The organism is Marinobacter sp. JSM 1782161 (assembly GCF_011421605.1).
GTDB classification, from domain to species: Bacteria; Pseudomonadota; Gammaproteobacteria; order Pseudomonadales; family Oleiphilaceae; genus Marinobacter_A; species Marinobacter_A bohaiensis.
The window spans coordinates 400,627-416,538 of sequence record NZ_WSSA01000004.1 but is presented as its reverse complement, the minus strand read 5'-3'; the positions used below and the strand labels follow the sequence as shown (position 1 = coordinate 416,538).

The following is a 15,912-nucleotide window of genomic DNA, read 5'->3' as shown; positions in this document are numbered from 1 at the left end:
CGTAAAATTCGGCGCCGGGGCCCGTCACGGCTCAGTTGCGCGTGTTGCGGTCCTGGACCAGCACCCAGGGGGCGATGACTACGGCCCAGACGGAGGCATCGGCGTCGTACCAGGACTGGGCCAGCTCCACCGGCACCTCGCCCACCAGGCCCTCAGCCATCCAGCCCTCAAAACGGGCCTTGTCGTCCGCCGTCAGGGCTTCGCCCACCGCCAGCAGGTCCAGTTGCTCGCTGACAAACACCACCTGGCCTCGGGCAAAGTAGGTTTGCAGCTCGTGCCAGCGGATCGTTGCGGTCTCCAGGTTGAGCCTGGCACGGGTGTCATCGGTGGACGGGTCGACGGACATCGTGTCTCCTGTGCGGTGGTCGTGCTTCAGTTGGCCGGCGCCGGCTGACGCTGTTGCTGCTGCGCCTGCATAAATTCCATGATCTTCTGCTGGTTGCGCTCGAGGACCTCACGGTCATTCTCAGACACTTTCTCGGCGATGTCGCCGAACTGGGCCTGCATTTTCTGGCGCGCTTCTTCCGGTACGTTGGGGTTGTTCATCATGGCTTCCTGGGTCGAGGCCAGGAAGCCCATCATGACCCGGGCCTGGACTTCCAGCAGCTCTTCAACCGAGTCGAAACCGTGTTGCTTGGCAACCCGTCGCACGTCGGAATCGGCGTCGACCTTCTCCAAGGCGTCAGCCATCTCGCCGGCCATTTTCTCGGGATCGAAATCGGAGGCCTTCGGATCCAGGCGAGGCGGACGCTCTTCCGGCGGCAGCGACGCCAGACGCTGGCCCACCTGCTCCATCACCGGTTGCAGGTCTTCCATCGCGCTGAGCAGGTTGTCCAGCCGTTCGTCGGTCAGGGGCGCGTCCGCGTGTGCCGCCAGTGTGCTCAATGCCAGCAGGGCGCCTGCCAGCCAAAGTCCGATTGTTTGCCTCATCCTGTTCTCCTTTACCGGGGCCGGCTACGGCGGACGCGACCGGCGGGGAATTGTGTTCGTTTCCGCAGGCGCGGGCAACCCGCCCCGGCCGGAAACGTCTGGTCAGCGTGGCACGATTTATCAGGGGCGACAAGCGGATTGACGGCCCCGCCGCCCGGCGATCAGGCGCTTTGCCAGATGGTACGCACCGAGTCGGCCAGGGTCATGGGGTCGAACGGCTTGGGGATGGTGCCCGCGGCGCCCAGCGCCAGGTAGCCGTCCAGCTCCGCCGGTTGCACCTTGGCGGTCATGAAAACCACCGGCACGTCCTCAAGCGCCGGACGCTGGCGCAACGCGCGCAGGGTTTCCGGGCCGTCCATGCCGGGCATCATCACGTCGAGCAGGATCAGTTGCGGCGAGAAGTCTTCGGCTTCCGCCAAGGCCTGTTCGCCGGAGGCGCAGAGTTTTACCGTGAAGCCGCCCACCGCTTCCAGGGCCAGTTCAGCCACCGCCCGGATGTCCGGCTCGTCTTCCACATAGAGCACACGTTGCAAATCAGCCATGGGATCGTTCCCCTTCGCCGGCATCCAGTCCCGGCAGTTCAAAATGGAAAGTCGCGCCCCGACCCGGTTCGGACTCGAAGTCGATCCGGCCCTCCATGCGCTCCACCAGTTCCCGACAGATGGCCAGCCCCAGACCGGTGCCGCCCTTGCTGCGGGTGTCGGACGAGTCCGCCTGGGCGAAGGCGCTGAAAATCCGCGAGCGGAATTCATCGGGTATCCCCGGCCCCTGATCGCTTACGGCGACGCGCAGCCTGTCGCCGAGGGCATCCACCCGGACCTCGACCCGCCCCCGGGCGGGCGAAAACTTGGCGGCATTGGACAGCAGGTTCGCCATCACCTGCCCGAAACGCATCTCGTCGGTCAGCAGGGTAACGCCCGGCGCCCGATTGTCCAGAACGATCTGGACATCGAACCGGTTGGCATAGGCCTGATTTTCCTGCACCACCGCCTGCAACAGCTCGTCCACCGACACGGACGCCATGCGGAACGTCATCTTGCCCGCCACCAGCTTTTCCATGTCCAGCAGGTCGTTGATCAACGCCACCAGACGCTCGCTGTTGCGATACGCCAGCGCTATCATTTCCGCGCCCTTGCGCGGCAGCTCCCCGACCACGCCCTGGTCGATCAGTTTCAGGGACCCCGACAGCGCCGTCAGTGGCGTGCGCAGCTCGTGACTGACGGTGGAGATGAATTCACGTTGCAGCCGCGCCAGCCGTTTGCGCTCGGTGATGTCCTCGACGATGCGCCAGATGACGCGCCCGCCCCCCTGGTCCTCGACCAGCACACTGTGGGTCATCACCGGGTAAGCATGGCCGTCGCGATGCAACAGTTCTTTTTCGTAGGGGCCGAAATGACCTTCCGACAGCAGCGCCCGGTACTCTTCGGCGTCCCGGTCGGTGTAACGGTCCGGGGTGATGTCGCGCATGGCGGTACGCTGCAATTCGCTGCGCGAGTGGCCCGATGACGACAGCACGGCGTCGTTCACGTCGAGGAAGCGGTCGCTGTCGAAATCGATCAGGGCGATACCCACTGGTGACAGCTCGAACAGCGCCCGCAGCCGGGATTCGCTGTTGCGCAGGGTGTCCTCGGCCTCGCGTTTCGCCGCCTCGCCGCGCTCGGCTTCAATCAACTGACCGATCGTCCGCAGCAGCGGCTTGAGCTGCCCGGCGATTTCCCAGGTGAAGCCGCTGGACTTGTTCGCCAGGCCCACCACACCCATTAGTCGATCCCCATGATGGATCGGCAGCCCCAGATAGCCGTTCGCCCCTCCCTGCCCGGACCGCTGACCGTCATTGGCCGTTTCGCCCGCGAGGACCGCGGCCTCCGTTCTGATCACGTCGTCGATCAGCGCCTCAAGGCCCGGAAACCCGTACGTGCTGGCGTGCAACGCCGGCGCGCAACCCGGCGATGCCCGGTCCGTTTGCGTGCTGGCGTACGTCTTCATGCAAGGCTGACCGGCTGCGTCGCGCAGGACCTCGCCAATAAAACCCTGAGGGCAGCCGGTGAGATCCAGCAAATCCGCCAGCAGGCCGTCGAACACGCTGGCACGATCCTGGTCGCTGATGTAGGCCCCTTGCGCCCGAGCCATGGCCATTTCCATCCGGCGCAGCCAATCGAGGGACTGATCCGCGTACCAGCGGTCCAGCACACGCTCCACCCAGCCGGTCAGCAGCACCAGGAAATCCCGATCCCAGCGGCTGAACCCGTTGGGCTTGCGCGGTTCGGGCGAGGAAAAATTGAGGGTGCCGTAGGGCTTGCCCGCCACCGTCAACGGCATGCCGATGTAGCTTTCCAGTTGGAAGTCCCGGTAGCAGGGATGGCTGGCATACTCGGACTCGGCCATATGATCAATGACCATAATGCCATCCGCGGCCAGGGTGATCTCGCAGTACGTGTGGCGGAAGTCGAAGGTCTGGCCGTCTTCCAGCGTTTCCGGTGGCGACACCTGCGTGGCAACCCGGTAGAGGTTCCGCTCGATCTGGCTGATGATCCCGAACGGCAGGCGCAGGTAGTCGGCGCCCAGACGCAGGCCGGCGTTGAGGGTCTGCCAGGGGGTGCCTGCGCTATCCGTCTGCAGACGCGCCAGGGCTTCCAGGGCCTGGTGGTATCGGTCGCGCTCGCTGGCGGCGATCTCCCGTTCCACGCAATCGGCCAGATCGCGCAGCTTGCGCCCGTCCTCCGGCGAAAACGTCCGGGGCCTGGGGTCGATGATGCACAAGGTGCCCAGCCGGTAGCCATCCGGCGAATGCAGGGGCGCGCCAGCATAAAAGCGAATATTGGGGGCCCCCACGACCAGCGGGTTATCGGCGAAGCGTCGATCCTCAAGCGCGTTCTCGACCACCAGCGTGCGGCTTTCGAGGATGGCGTGACCGCAAAACGACACCGAGCGGGGCGTTTCGTCGGCATCCAGTCCCTGGCACGATTTGAACCATTGGCGATCACGGTCCACCAGCGTTACCAGCGCGATCTCGACGCCGAACAGATCGCGGGCCAGTCTCGTCAGGCGGTCGAAACGCTCTTCCGGGGCACTGCCGACCAGACGCGTCGCGTCCACGGCCTGTTGACGTTCACGTTCGTTGCTCGGTTTTTCAGGTGCTTCCATCGCCAGGTCTTCCCTGTCCGCCACCCGTCTCGTCGGGTTCGTCCTGTTTCTGAACCGGCTCCAGCCCGATACGTCGCATCAGGCTCAGGTATTCCTTTGTCTCGGGCCCCTCGCTGGTCAGCAGGGAGGCGGCCCGCATCAGCAGTCGACTCTGGTGCGAGCTGCCGTGCGGCAGACTGTGGATGGCCCCCACCAGTTCACGCAGTTCCAGCGGCAGACGCCACTGCACCTTGAGCCGGTTACCCAGCGACTGCGCCCACTGCCGGCTTAACGCGTCGATGTCCTCGTCGGCCAGGGTGCCGCCCTGGTCGAGATACTGCTGGAGCACGCTGAAGACGGCCAGCTCGCCCACGCGCCCCAGCAGACCGGCGGTATAGCAGGCCACCCTGTCGTAATCCAGCAGGCGCGCCATGCGACTGGCCTCACGGGCCAGGGCATCGCTGAGTGCGTTTATATCGCGCGCCCGGGCCTGCAGCCTCGGATCGCGGAGGTCGTGGGCGTGATTGAGCGCCACGCTCAGCCCCAGATTGAGCGCCATTTTCACGCCCAGTATGTGGATGGCGTCCCGAAGCGACGCCACCGGCTCGCCGCTGCGCCGATAGGCACTGCCGTTGGCTACGTTCAGCAGGCGCGTGACCAGGGACTTGTCGTCACGCCAACGCTCGGCCAGTTGCGACACGGAGATCGGGTCCTCGCGCTGGATCATGGCGAGTACCTCTCCCGGGTCCAGGCTGGTGGGCAGCAGGACCTGCCCACCCAGCGCTTCCTCGAGCGCCGCTTCCGGGCCTTCCAGGTTGAGGGCCGCCCCCTCCTCGACCGGTAACAGCTTTTTCAGGCGCTCGTGCACCAGATCCGCCTGGAAAGGCTTGGTGATGAATCCGTTGATCTGGTACTTCGCTGCGGTCAGCACCGACTGGCGATCGGCGCGGCCGCTGATCATCACCACCGGCACCTCGGCGTCAGCCTCGCGCACATAGCGCACGAAATCCAGGCCGGAACCTTCCGGCAGATTCCAGTCACACAGCAACAGGGCAAAGCGATCCGGCGCCCAGGCCTTCTCGGCGGCGTGCAGATCATGGACCAGAGTCGCGCGCGCCTGGGGGTAGAGCCCCAGCACCACCGTTTCCAGCAGTTCCGCCATCAGCGGATCGTCTTCGAGCACAAGGATGTTCATCACATCTCCGGGGAAAACAGGCTGACGCCATCTTTGCCCTGTCGTTTGCGACGATCCAGTGCCCGGTCGGCGGCTGCGATCGCTGCATCGGCGGACTGGAATCCTTCCAGCGCAGCCAATCCGACGCTCAACGAACAACGGAAGGTCTGCGCTCCGGCGTGAAACGCCAGTTCCGCGAATTGGCGACAGACGTCCTGTAACACCAGTTCGGCCTGTTCGCCGGTGCAATCCGGCAGCAGCACCATGAATTCTTCACCGCCGTAGCGCCCCACCAGATCAGTGCGGCGCAGGCGCTGGCGCAACAGGTTGGCCAGGGTGCGCAGTACGGTATCCCCCACCGGGTGACCGAAGTCACGATTGACCTGGCGGAAATCGTCCAGATCAATGATCGCCATCACCGTATGACGCCCGTGACGCCGGGCCTGGGCGTGCTCGCGGTGCACTTCCTGACGGATGCGCGACGCCACCAGCACGCCGCTAAGGCTATCCCGGGTGATCAGACGCGCAAACTGGCGAGCCCGGTGGCAGCGGGAACGCACGCACGCGATCAGGGTACGGTCAGTGAGCGGCCCGGCCAGCACATCCTCGGTGGCCAGTTCGCGGCTTTCCTCGTCGGTCAGGGGCGCCGGCGTTCGGAACAGGATGGACAGGTTCTCCCACTCGGCCTGCAGGCGGATCATCCGCGCCAGGCTGGCGCCGTCAAAGTCCCCCAGTCGGGTTTCCATCAACACCAGGTCGGGGCGAAAAGCAGGCAGCTGTGCCAGCAGCTCACGCGGCTCGACCACCAGACGCACGTCGAAACCGGCGGACGCCAACACCGTCTGGGTGTGGACCACGCGCTGGCGGTCGTCGTCGACGATCAACACCCGCCCGCGTCGAGAGGCCTGGTACTCGGCAATCTGCGCCTCGATCCGCTCCACCAGCTGCGACACGTCCACCGGCCGCAGCAGGAAACCGCCGGCCCGGGCTGAAGCCAGGGCGTAGCGCACCTCGAAGCTGTCTTCGCTCCCCAGGTAGATGGTGTGATGGAACGCCGGTGAGCGGTCCACACCCTGCGTCTGCAGCGCCTCGCGCATGGCGACGTCAGCCACCACGGCCACCGGTGCCTCCCCATCCAGATTGGCCAGGATGGCGCGGATTTCTTCCGCCGAGGGCAGCCAGTGAACCCGGTAGCCCAACGCCTCCAGTTGCGCCGACAGTTCGCCGGCGCGAGCCACGTCCGGGTCCACCAGCACCACCCGGGTGGGGTTGACCTGGGGGATAACGGACAGTCCGGCATCGTCCTCCAGAGGCGCGACCGAGTCGTTGCCGGCCGGCTCTTCCGAAGGCAGGAAAGGTTCGCGCCGGCCGCCTTCCGCGGTGGGCTCCGGCTCGGCCTGATGCAACAGGTGATGCAGCTCGCGCAGGCGGGCGAAGAAATCGTCGTTAAGGATACTTTCCAGGTGACGGGACAGCTCCGGCCCGAATCCACCGTCGCTGGCCACCGGCTCCAGCGCCAGTTCGAGGCGTCGCGCCTCGGCGCCCAGGCCCTGCAGGCCGAAGCTGCCGGCCCCGCCAGCGATGCGATGCAGTATCTGATAGGCCTCGCGGGCGCGCTGGATGCCAGCGGCGTCCAGTTGGCGTGGTTCCAGCAGGCGCTGGAGCTCATCCAGCTCGCCGCTGACACGATCGGTAAAGCGGGATTTCAGTGCCAGAAGCCGTCCCTGAACATGATGTGCACTCAATCGGTCACCCAAACAGTCAATTCTGACTCCAAATGCCCACAACGTCGGCTGCGGGGTGTCCTGTCACTATAGACGGGTGCGATCCATAAACAAACTGTCCGAAAGCTGTATAGAGACGCCGATGTCGACCCTGTCGACGTCGGGTACGGAGGAAGCCGGGAGGGGAAAACCCGGGCCCGCCGGCGTGGGCAGGCCCGGGGCTGGAACCGCCTAGGCGGCCTTGATCATTTCCCGCAGCACGTAGTGCAGGATGCCGCCGTTGACGAAGTACTTGGCTTCGTTGGCGGTATCGATGCGGGATTTCAGCTCGACCGTTTCCTCTTTGCCGTCCGGGTAGGTCACGGTCATGGTGACCTTCTGTCCCGGCTCCACGGTGTCGCCGGCCAGGCCAGCCAGGCTGATGGTCTCCTCACCGGTCAGCTTGAGGGACTTGCGGTCCGTGCCTTCCGGGAACTGCAGCGGCATCACGCCCATCCCGATCAGGTTGGAGCGGTGGATGCGCTCGAAGGATTCCGCCACCACGGCTTTCACGCCCAGCAGGCGGGTACCCTTGGCGGCCCAGTCCCGGCTGGAACCGGTGCCGTATTCCTTGCCGGCAATGACCACCAGCGGCGTGTCGTCCTCGGCGTACTTCATGGCCGCGTCGTAGATGGCCATCTGCTCGCCGGAAGGCACGTGGCGGGTGTAGCCGCCTTCCACACCGTCGAGCATCTCGTTGCGGATGCGCACGTTGGCGAAGGTGCCGCGCATCATCACCTCGTGGTTACCCCGACGCGAGCCGTAGGAGTTGAAGTTCTTCGGCTCCACGCCGTGCTCCTGCAGGTAGCGCCCGGCGGGGCTGTCCGCCTTGATGGCGCCGGCCGGGGAGATGTGGTCGGTGGTTACCGAATCCCCCAGCAGCGCCAGGATGCTCGCCCCCTTGACGTCTTCCACCGGCTCCGGATCGCGGCCCATGCCTTCGAAGAACGGCGGATGCTGGATGTAGGTGGACTTGTCGGACCACTCGTACACCTTGCTTTCCGGCACCTTGATCGCCTGCCAGGTGGCGTCGCCGTCGAACACTTCGGCGTATTCCTTGCGGAACATGTTGGTCTTGACCTTCTCCACCGCCTGGGCGATTTCCTCCTGGGACGGCCAGATGTCCTTCATGTAGACCGGGTTGCCGTCCTTGTCGGTGCCCAGCGGGTCCCTGGTCAGGTCGACGCGGACGTTACCGGCCAGGGCGTAGGCCACCACCAGCGGCGGCGAGGCCAGCCAGTTGGTCTTGACCAGCGGATGCACCCGGCCCTCGAAGTTACGGTTGCCGGAGAGCACCGAGGCCACCGTCAGGTCGCCCTTGTCGATGGCCTCCTCGATGGCTTCGGGCAGCGGCCCGGAGTTGCCGATGCAGGTGGTGCAGCCATAGCCCACCAGGTTGAAGCCGAGCTGGTCCAGGTCGTCCTGGAATCCGCCAGCCTTGAGGTACTCGGTCACCACCTTGGACCCCGGCGCCAGCGACGTCTTGACCCAGGGTTTGGTGGTCAGCCCCTTCTCCAGCGCGTTACGCGCCACCAGGCCGGCAGCCATCATCACGCTGGGGTTGGAGGTGTTGGTGCAGGAGGTGATCGCGGCGATCACCACCGCGCCCGGATCGAGCCGGAACTTGTGGCCGTTGTGCTCGGCATGCTGACTGTCGGCGTGCTCGTAACTGGCCTCCACGCCCACCGCCGACTGGCCGCCCTCGGACTGCAGCTTGCCTTCCTCGGTGTCCGCGCCGTTGGTGGTGTCGGACGTCTTCATCAGCAGTTCGAAGGTGGACTTCATGTTGGTCAGCGCCACCCGGTCCTGCGGGCGTTTGGGGCCGGCCAGGCTGGCCTCCACATCGCCCATGTCCAGTTCCAGGGTGTCGGTGTAGACCGGCTCATGGCCGGGCTCGCGCCACAGCCCCTGGGCCTTGGCGTAGGCTTCCACCAGTTCGATCTGCTCTTCCTCACGGCCGGTCAGGCGCATGTAGTTCAGGGTCTGCTCGTCCACCGGGAAGAAGCCGCAGGTGGCGCCGTATTCCGGCGACATGTTGGCAATGGTGGCGCGGTCGGCCACCGGCATGTCTTTCAGGCCGTCGCCGTAGAACTCCACAAACTTGCCGACGACGCCGCGCTCGCGCAGCATCTGGGTCACCGTCAGCACCAGGTCGGTGGCGGTGATGCCTTCACGCAGCTTGCCGGTGATCTTGAAGCCGACCACTTCGGGAATCAGCATCGACACCGGCTGCCCCAGCATGGCGGCCTCCGCTTCGATACCGCCCACACCCCAGCCGAGGATGCCCAGGCCGTTGATCATGGTGGTGTGGGAATCGGTGCCCACCAGCGTATCGGGGAAGGCGTAGGTCTTGCCGTCCTGCTCTTTGGTCCAGACGGTCTTGCCCAGGTACTCCAGGTTGACCTGGTGGCAGATGCCGGTACCCGGCGGCACCACGCGGAAGTTGTCAAAAGCCTGCTGGCCCCAGCGCAGGAACTCGTAGCGTTCCTGGTTACGCTCCATCTCGATGGCCACGTTGTCCTTGAAGGCGGAGGCGTCGCCGAAATGATCCACCATCACCGAGTGGTCGATGACCAGGTCCACGGCGGACAGCGGCTTGATCCGGGCCGGGTCCTCGCCGGCGTTCTTCATGGCGTCGCGCATGGCGGCCAGGTCGACCACGCCGGGCACACCGGTGAAATCCTGCATCAGCACCCGCGCCGGGCGGTACTGGATCTCGGTATCGGAATGGCGGTTCTTGAGCCATTCGGCCATGGCGTTGAAGTGGTCTTCGGTAACGGTGTCCCCGTCCTCGTTGCGCAGCAGGTTCTCCAACAGGACTTTCAGGGAGAAGGGCAGCCGGGACAGGTCGCCCAGGCTCTCGCCCGCCTTGGGCAGGCTGTAGTAGTGGTAGGTCTGGCCGCCAGCATCGAGGCTGGCGAGGGTATTCAGACTGTCGTTGCTGATGCCTTCATTGGACATGGAACGCCTCCTTTCCTTATCGGTATCGAAGTGTCAAAGGGCGTAAATCAGGAGCTTGTGGCTTTGGTTCTCTCTCGATTGCGCATCATCAGGTTGCGCCATAGCGCTCTGTATGAACAGTGTATACCTACTATTGCGTTGATTTGGGTAACTTCAACGGCCGCCTCATGAATGTCGGGCATAAGCATGGTGAATGGTCAGGATCCCTCACCGATCCAGCCTGAAGGCTTTCATCTGACGCGCCAGATCGTCGGCCATGGCGCGCAGTTCCTCCACTTCGCGGCTGGCCGCGCTCATATCCTCGCTGGAGCGGGCGCTCAGCTCGGAGATGTTCTGGACGTTGCGGCTGATGTCCTCGGTCACCGAACTCTGCTCTTCCGTGGCGGCCGCCACCTGATGACTCATGCCGACGATGCGATCGACGCTCTCGCCGATTTCATCCAGCGATTCGCCCATGCTGCGGGTCGCGGTCACGGTCGCCTCGGTCGCCTGTTCCCCCGCCTGCATCGCCTGCACCGAACGGGCGGATCCCTGTTGCAGGCGCTCGATGATGGCGCGAATTTCCTCGGTCGAGGACTGTGTTTTCTGCGCCAGGCTGCGCACCTCATCCGCCACCACCGAGAAACCGCGACCGTGCTCGCCGGCGCGGGCAGCCTCAATAGCCGCGTTCAGCGCCAGCAGGTTGGTCTGGTCGGAAATGGCGTTGATCACGTCAATCACGCGGCCGATGTCCTCAACCTCTTTCGCCAACTGCTGGATGGCAGCGGCCGACTCGCGGATATCGTCGGCCATGGTACTGACCTGGCGGATCGATTCGGACATGGTGGTGCGGATATTACCGGCGTGATGGCCCACCTGCTCCAGCTGGTTGGCGGTTTCCGTCGCGCTCTGTGCGATCTCCTGTACGGTGGTTTCCATCTGGTACACCGCCGTCGCCACGGATTCGGTCAGGTGGCTCTGCTCACCGGCGCGGGACGTGTTGGCCGCCATGACCTCGGAAATCTGCTCGACGAACCGCTGCAGCCGCTGCGCCGTTTCCAGCAGCCCGCGGATCATCTCCCGCTGGGAACCGACAAAGCCATTGAACCCGGAGGCCAGCTCGCCCAGCTCGTCCCTGCTGTCGACGCTCAACTCCTGGGTCAGGTCGCCGCCGCCCTTGCCGATCTCGGTCAGTGCGCCGGTGATGCGTTTGAGCGGCCGGGTCATGCGCGTGGCCACCAGCGCCACGATCCCCAGGAACAGCGCGGCCACCAACAGCCCCACCACCAGCGACACGGTGTTGGCGCGGTTGGCCGCCGCGTAGATCTCGTCGGTCGGCACCGCGGCCACGACCCGCCAGTCGGTCAGAGTCAGCGGCAGGCTCGCGGCCAGGTAGTCCGTGCCGTCACGGCTGAACTCGCTGACGGTGTATCCCTGTCCGGACTGCAGGGTCTGCGCCGCCTGCGGCGATGTGACGGACGCCAGGGACTGGCCGGTCTTGTCCAGGTCGGGGTGAATGTTGACCTGTCCGTCCGCGGACACCAGGTACACGATGCCGGTCTCGGCAAACCGGAAGTCACGGATACGATCGGCCATCTGATCGAGGCCCAGACCTATCCCGGTCACTGCCACCGCCCGGCCCCGGTCTTCCATGCGCACGTTGATGAACAGCATCGGCCGGCCGGTGGTCTTGTCCACATCCAGCGCCAGGGCCCGGTCCCGGCCGCTGTCCAGGAAACCATAGAACCAGTCGTCCTGGCCGGGCTGGATCACCCGGGCGACGCCATCCTGGGTGTAGTATTTTTCGGTGGCGACCGAGACGAAGTGCGCCGACACCGCATTCTGGCGCTGCCGCACGCTTTCCAGGAAGCGCCTGACCGGCCCCAGCTCACCGGTCGGCTCGCCGTTGGCCATCCAGTCCTTCAGGTAACTGTTGTCGGCGATCATTTCCGACGCCGTCAGCGGCGACTGCAGGTCGCGCTCCACCGAGCGGGCGATCGATTCGACGCTGGCCGGCAGCGCCGTGTCCAGCAGGTAGCGATCAAGCAGCCCGCGCATCTGGACGATGTTGAGAACGATCAGGACGCAGGTGCTCACCAGCAGCGCCGCGCCCATACCGACAATCAGCTTCAGACGAATGCCCATGGATCGGGACTCCCGGAATACCGTTTCGAGCTGGTTTCAGGTCAGGGTGGTGTTCGAGTCAGTCTAGAGGCTGTTGCGCCTTGCCGCGACCCGGACCCTCCGGGGCCACACCCCGGAGCTCAGCGCAGCCGTTCCCCTTGGGCTGGCCTCGCAGGCGATCCGGTCGTCGTGGCGGACGGCCCGCCTCAATGGGTGTGGCCATCCGAATAATGGTCATCCTCCCCGGCGGCCGGGGCGGCGTCGTCGTGATGACCATCGCTGTTGTCGTGAACGTCGCCGCCGGAAGGCGCTTGCTGAGCATCAGTATCGTGGTGGCCTTCGACGTTGTCGTGGTGGGTACCCATATCGGCCCCGGACGCTTCGGCATGATGGTCGTCGCCGGAGCCGCTCATCATGGCGCCCATGTTGCCGTGATCGTGGTCGTGACCGTCATCGGCCGGGGCATCCCCGGACACTTGCAGCAGCGCCGCGTACTGCGGCTCGGACAGGCTCGGCAAGTGCCGGACGAACGCGGTCAGCTCCCACAGGTCGGCGTCGTCGTGGGTCTCGCCCCAGGCCGGCATACCGGTCATGCGGATGCCGTTCTTGATGATCCAGAACTGCTCCTCCGGTGTCCAATCACCCGCCTGCGTCAGGTCCGGCGGGGTCGGATTGAGGCCGGTCCGGATCAGCGAGCTGTCTTGACCCGGTTTCAGGTGGCAGGCGGCACAGAGTTGGTCGTAGGCCCGCGCGCCCTGACGGATCATGGCCTCGTCGGACAGGTCAGCGGGCACCTCAATGTCCACGGCGCGGCTGGCCACTGACTGGCGCATGGTGGTGTGCAGTGCCCACTGCCCGATCGGGCCATGGGCCTCGGTGGCGGTCACGTTGTAGACGCCGCTGTAGACAAACGCGAGGCCGCTCAGGACCATCACGAGCAGCGTGGCGACAACCCCATACAGGAAACGCATGATGCACCTCGATCATTGTTGGTTGTGACGTTGTCCGGGCCTCAAGGCCCCGACGGCGATAGCAGGACCGCTAGAACATCCACCGAACACCCGCAACCGCGTACCACTCTTCCGTGCTTTCCGCATCCTCCCGGGCCAGGTCGCGGGTATCACCGTACGCCTTTTCGTGAACGACACCGACGTAGGGCGACAGCGTCCGGTCGATCAGGTCATAGCTCAGCCGCAACCCCAGCTCGGTGCTGGACAGGCCGCGCCCGATGCCGATGGCCCGGTCCTCACTGAAAGCATAGGTCGCATCCAGCCCCATGTTGACGATCCAGCGATTGGTCAGCAGCCATTCGTACTCGACGTCCAGCTCGGTCATGGCTTGGCCGCCCTCGCCGAAGTAGAGGCTGGCGTCAATCTCGAACCAGTAGGGCGCCAGGCCGGCAATCCCCAGCACGCCGTAGGTCCGGTCGGGCCCTTCCGGCGTGTCGACACGCACCCCGGCCTTGGCGTCGAAGAAGTCCGAGATCGGGGTTTGCAGAACCAACTGGTTCTCCAGGGTCTCGTAGGCTCTTTCGTCGATGCCGTATTCGCCCTTGCCCAGCCAGCGCAGCTTGAGTTCGTCGGTGCCGTAGAAGGCATCACCGTCCCAACTGGCCACTTCTTCATCGCTGTCGCTGTAGCGGTACTCGAACTCCTCGAACTGAATGCCCCAGAAATAGCGCGCGGTGTGTGGATCAGGTTCCGCGGCCACGACCGGCGACATCCCCCCCGTCAGCGACATCCAAACGCTCCCGACGAACACGGCTGACCACTTCATGCATCACCTCCCTGAACCGGGGCTGTATCAACGGCGGTGTCCGGACCGCCTTCGACAACAACCTTGCGGAACATGCCGGACGCCGCGTGATAAGACAGATGACAATGGAAAGCCCACTGTCCAGGCGCGTCCACTTCGGTTTCCATGTAGACAGTGGTGCCCGGCTGGACGCTGACCACATGCTTGATCGGGTTCCACTGCCCCGCCCCCACGTCGAGGATCGACCACATCCCGTGCAGGTGCATGGGGTGGGTCATCATGGTTTCGTTGACGAACTTGAAGCGGACACGCTCGCCGTATTGCAGGCGAATCGGATCGGCGTCCTCAAACTTCACCCCGTTGATGCTCCAGCTGTAGCGCTCCATATTGCCGGTCAGGCGCAACTCGATCTCACGGGTCGGCGCACGCTCGGGGTAGAGCGGCTGGGCGGCACGCAGATCGGCATAGGACAGGAAGCGTCCGCCGTTGGCGGCCTCGGGCGTCAGACCGCTGCCCCTGACATAGAAGGGGTTATGCTCACGGCCCTGCGGCGCCGTGCCGGCGTGAGACATGGCCGCGTCGTCTGTCCTGGCCGCCATGGCCCGATGCCGCCCCGCGGCGTGCCCCGCCGGAACAGCGTCGTGTTCGCTCATGTCAGCCGTCGCCATCGGGGCCATCTGATCGTGCCCCATGGCCTCGTGGCTCGCGGCACCGTGGTTCATCTCCCCATGCGCCATGGCGCCATGGTCCATCGCCCCGTCATCGGATGCCGGGTCCGCATGATCCATGGCCATGTTGCCGTGACTCATCTCGCCGTGCGCCATCTCACTGTGATCCATAGCCGCAGCGCCATGGCCCATATCATCGTGATTCATATCACCGTGGCCCATGTCGCCATGATCCATTCCCGGCATGCCACTCATATCCGCCATGGTCAGGTAGGACGGCGGGCGTCTGTCGGGGACCGGGGCGGTTTGCCCGGCCCGCGTTGCCAGGGTCCCCCGGGCATAGCCGGAACGGCCCATCGACTCGGCAAAGATGGTATAGGCGCGGTCGTCACGCGGTTCCACAATCACGTCGTAGGTTTCCGCCACACCAATGCGGAACTCGTCCACCGGTACCGGGCGAACCCGGTTGCCGTCGGCCTCGACCACGGTCAGGGTCAGGCCGGGAATGCGGACATCGAAATAGGTCATCGCCGACGAGTTGATGAAGCGCAGCCGCACCCGCTCGCCGGGCCTGAACAGACCGGTCCAGTTCTGTGCTGGCCCGTGACCGTTGATCAGGCCGGTGAAGCCCTGCACGTCCTCGACGTCGGCCTTCATCATGCGCATGTCGCCCCACATCATCCGGTCTTTCATCGTTGCCCAGAAGCCCCTGTCCCGGGCCTCAGAGACGAAATCCCCCACGGTCAGCTGCTGGCGGTTGTAGTAATCCGGCATCATCTTGAGGTTGCGCATGATGCGATCGCCGTCGTGCGGATGCTTGTCGGTCAGCTGCACCACGTACTCCCGGTCAAAGGCCACGGGGTCCGCATCGCGAGGCTCGATCACGATGGCGCCGTAAGCCCCGTTCGGCTCCTGGAAACCGGAATGGCTGTGGAACCAGTAGGTACCGCTCTGGACAATCGGGAACTGGTAGGTGAAGGTTTCTCCCGGGCGGATCCCCGGATAGCTGATGCCCGGCACGCCGTCCTGGGTGAACGGCAGGATCAGACCGTGCCAGTGCACGGAGGTCATCTCGTCCAGGTTGTTGGTCACATTGATGGTGACGTTCTCGCCCTCCTTGAAGCGCAGGACCGGGCCCGGCGAAGCGCCGTTATAGCCGATACCCTCCTTGACGAAATCGCCGGTGTCGATGGTGACCCGGTCGACGGTCAGGTTGTACTCCGCCGCCAGGCCATACGCTGGCAGCACGAGGGTCGACAGGCCGGCCAAGAGGCGTCTGAAAACGGTCATTCGTGTATCCTCGATAGGGGAGCTCCAGCAGAACCTGTGCCCTGGAGCGTTGAGCATGCCCCCACTATGCCGGGGCAACCTGAATTCCTGCTGAATGCCCGCCCGGAAAGACGTTTCAGCGTTGATTCAGGCGAAGCGCCCACAC

11 protein-coding genes are annotated in these 15,912 nt (G+C 64.9%); all 11 read right to left on the bottom strand.

Annotated elements, in window-relative coordinates; genetic code table 11:
- Positions 1-31: 31 nt before the first annotated feature.
- Positions 32-346 (bottom strand): DUF2288 domain-containing protein, encoded by a 315-nt coding sequence (locus GQB00_RS18320; protein WP_165857349.1) that lies wholly within the window; start codon positions 344-346, stop codon positions 32-34.
- Between the two features lie 26 nt (positions 347-372).
- A complete protein-coding gene (locus tag GQB00_RS18315; RefSeq protein WP_111497048.1) occupies positions 373-930 on the bottom strand; it encodes a hypothetical protein in 558 nt (185 codons plus the stop codon).
- A gap of 161 nt (positions 931-1,091) precedes the next feature.
- Positions 1,092-1,472: a response regulator gene (locus GQB00_RS18310; RefSeq protein ID WP_111497049.1), complete on the bottom strand. Its 381-nt coding sequence runs from the start codon at positions 1,470-1,472 to the stop codon at positions 1,092-1,094.
- Positions 1,465-4,074, bottom strand: coding sequence for a GAF domain-containing protein (locus tag GQB00_RS18305; RefSeq protein ID WP_165857348.1), 2,610 nt, complete (start codon positions 4,072-4,074; stop codon positions 1,465-1,467). Before GQB00_RS18305 ends, GQB00_RS18310 begins: the two co-directional genes overlap by 8 nt.
- Positions 4,061-5,248 carry an HDOD domain-containing protein gene (locus GQB00_RS18300; RefSeq protein WP_165857347.1) on the bottom strand — a complete coding sequence of 396 codons (1,188 nt, stop codon included), beginning with the start codon at positions 5,246-5,248 and terminating at the stop codon, positions 4,061-4,063. The genes GQB00_RS18305 and GQB00_RS18300 overlap by 14 nt, the downstream gene beginning before the upstream one ends.
- Positions 5,248-6,972: a diguanylate cyclase gene (locus tag GQB00_RS18295; RefSeq protein WP_165857346.1), complete on the bottom strand. Its 1,725-nt coding sequence runs from the start codon at positions 6,970-6,972 to the stop codon at positions 5,248-5,250. The genes GQB00_RS18300 and GQB00_RS18295 overlap by 1 nt, the downstream gene beginning before the upstream one ends.
- 210 nt (positions 6,973-7,182) lie before the next feature.
- A complete protein-coding gene (acnA, locus tag GQB00_RS18290) occupies positions 7,183-9,951 on the bottom strand; it encodes an aconitate hydratase AcnA (RefSeq protein ID WP_165857345.1) in 2,769 nt (922 codons plus the stop codon).
- A gap of 207 nt (positions 9,952-10,158) precedes the next feature.
- Positions 10,159-12,075, bottom strand: a complete 1,917-nt coding sequence (locus tag GQB00_RS18285) for a methyl-accepting chemotaxis protein (RefSeq protein WP_165857344.1) — start codon at positions 12,073-12,075, stop codon at positions 10,159-10,161.
- Between the two features lie 185 nt (positions 12,076-12,260).
- The gene (locus GQB00_RS18280; protein WP_111497055.1) at positions 12,261-13,025 is read right to left on the bottom strand and encodes a c-type cytochrome; all 765 of its coding nucleotides are present in this window, start codon (positions 13,023-13,025) and stop codon (positions 12,261-12,263) included.
- Between the two features lie 70 nt (positions 13,026-13,095).
- The gene (locus tag GQB00_RS18275) at positions 13,096-13,776 is read right to left on the bottom strand and encodes a copper resistance protein B (RefSeq protein WP_228160658.1); all 681 of its coding nucleotides are present in this window, start codon (positions 13,774-13,776) and stop codon (positions 13,096-13,098) included.
- A 50-nt stretch (positions 13,777-13,826) separates the two neighbouring features.
- Positions 13,827-15,767: a copper resistance system multicopper oxidase gene (locus GQB00_RS18270; RefSeq protein WP_165857343.1), complete on the bottom strand. Its 1,941-nt coding sequence runs from the start codon at positions 15,765-15,767 to the stop codon at positions 13,827-13,829.
- Between the last annotated feature and the right edge of the window lie 145 nt (positions 15,768-15,912).

Excerpts from the sequence above, each read along its gene's own strand:
- GQB00_RS18315 (WP_111497048.1), bottom strand. The coding sequence starts at position 930 with ATGAGGCAAACAATCGGACTTTGGCTGGCAGGCGCCCTGCTGGCATTG.
- GQB00_RS18310 (WP_111497049.1), bottom strand. The coding sequence starts at position 1,472 with ATGGCTGATTTGCAACGTGTGCTCTATGTGGAAGACGAGCCGGACATC.
- GQB00_RS18320 (WP_165857349.1), bottom strand. The coding sequence starts at position 346 with ATGTCCGTCGACCCGTCCACCGATGACACCCGTGCCAGGCTCAACCTG.
- acnA (WP_165857345.1), bottom strand. The coding sequence starts at position 9,951 with ATGTCCAATGAAGGCATCAGCAACGACAGTCTGAATACCCTCGCCAGC.
- GQB00_RS18275 (WP_228160658.1), bottom strand. The coding sequence starts at position 13,776 with ATGTCGCCGGTCGTGGCCGCGGAACCTGATCCACACACCGCGCGCTAT.
- GQB00_RS18270 (WP_165857343.1), bottom strand. The coding sequence starts at position 15,767 with ATGACCGTTTTCAGACGCCTCTTGGCCGGCCTGTCGACCCTCGTGCTG.
- GQB00_RS18305 (WP_165857348.1), bottom strand. The coding sequence starts at position 4,074 with ATGGAAGCACCTGAAAAACCGAGCAACGAACGTGAACGTCAACAGGCC.
- GQB00_RS18300 (WP_165857347.1), bottom strand. The coding sequence starts at position 5,248 with ATGAACATCCTTGTGCTCGAAGACGATCCGCTGATGGCGGAACTGCTG.
- GQB00_RS18285 (WP_165857344.1), bottom strand. The coding sequence starts at position 12,075 with ATGGGCATTCGTCTGAAGCTGATTGTCGGTATGGGCGCGGCGCTGCTG.
- GQB00_RS18280 (WP_111497055.1), bottom strand. The coding sequence starts at position 13,025 with ATGCGTTTCCTGTATGGGGTTGTCGCCACGCTGCTCGTGATGGTCCTG.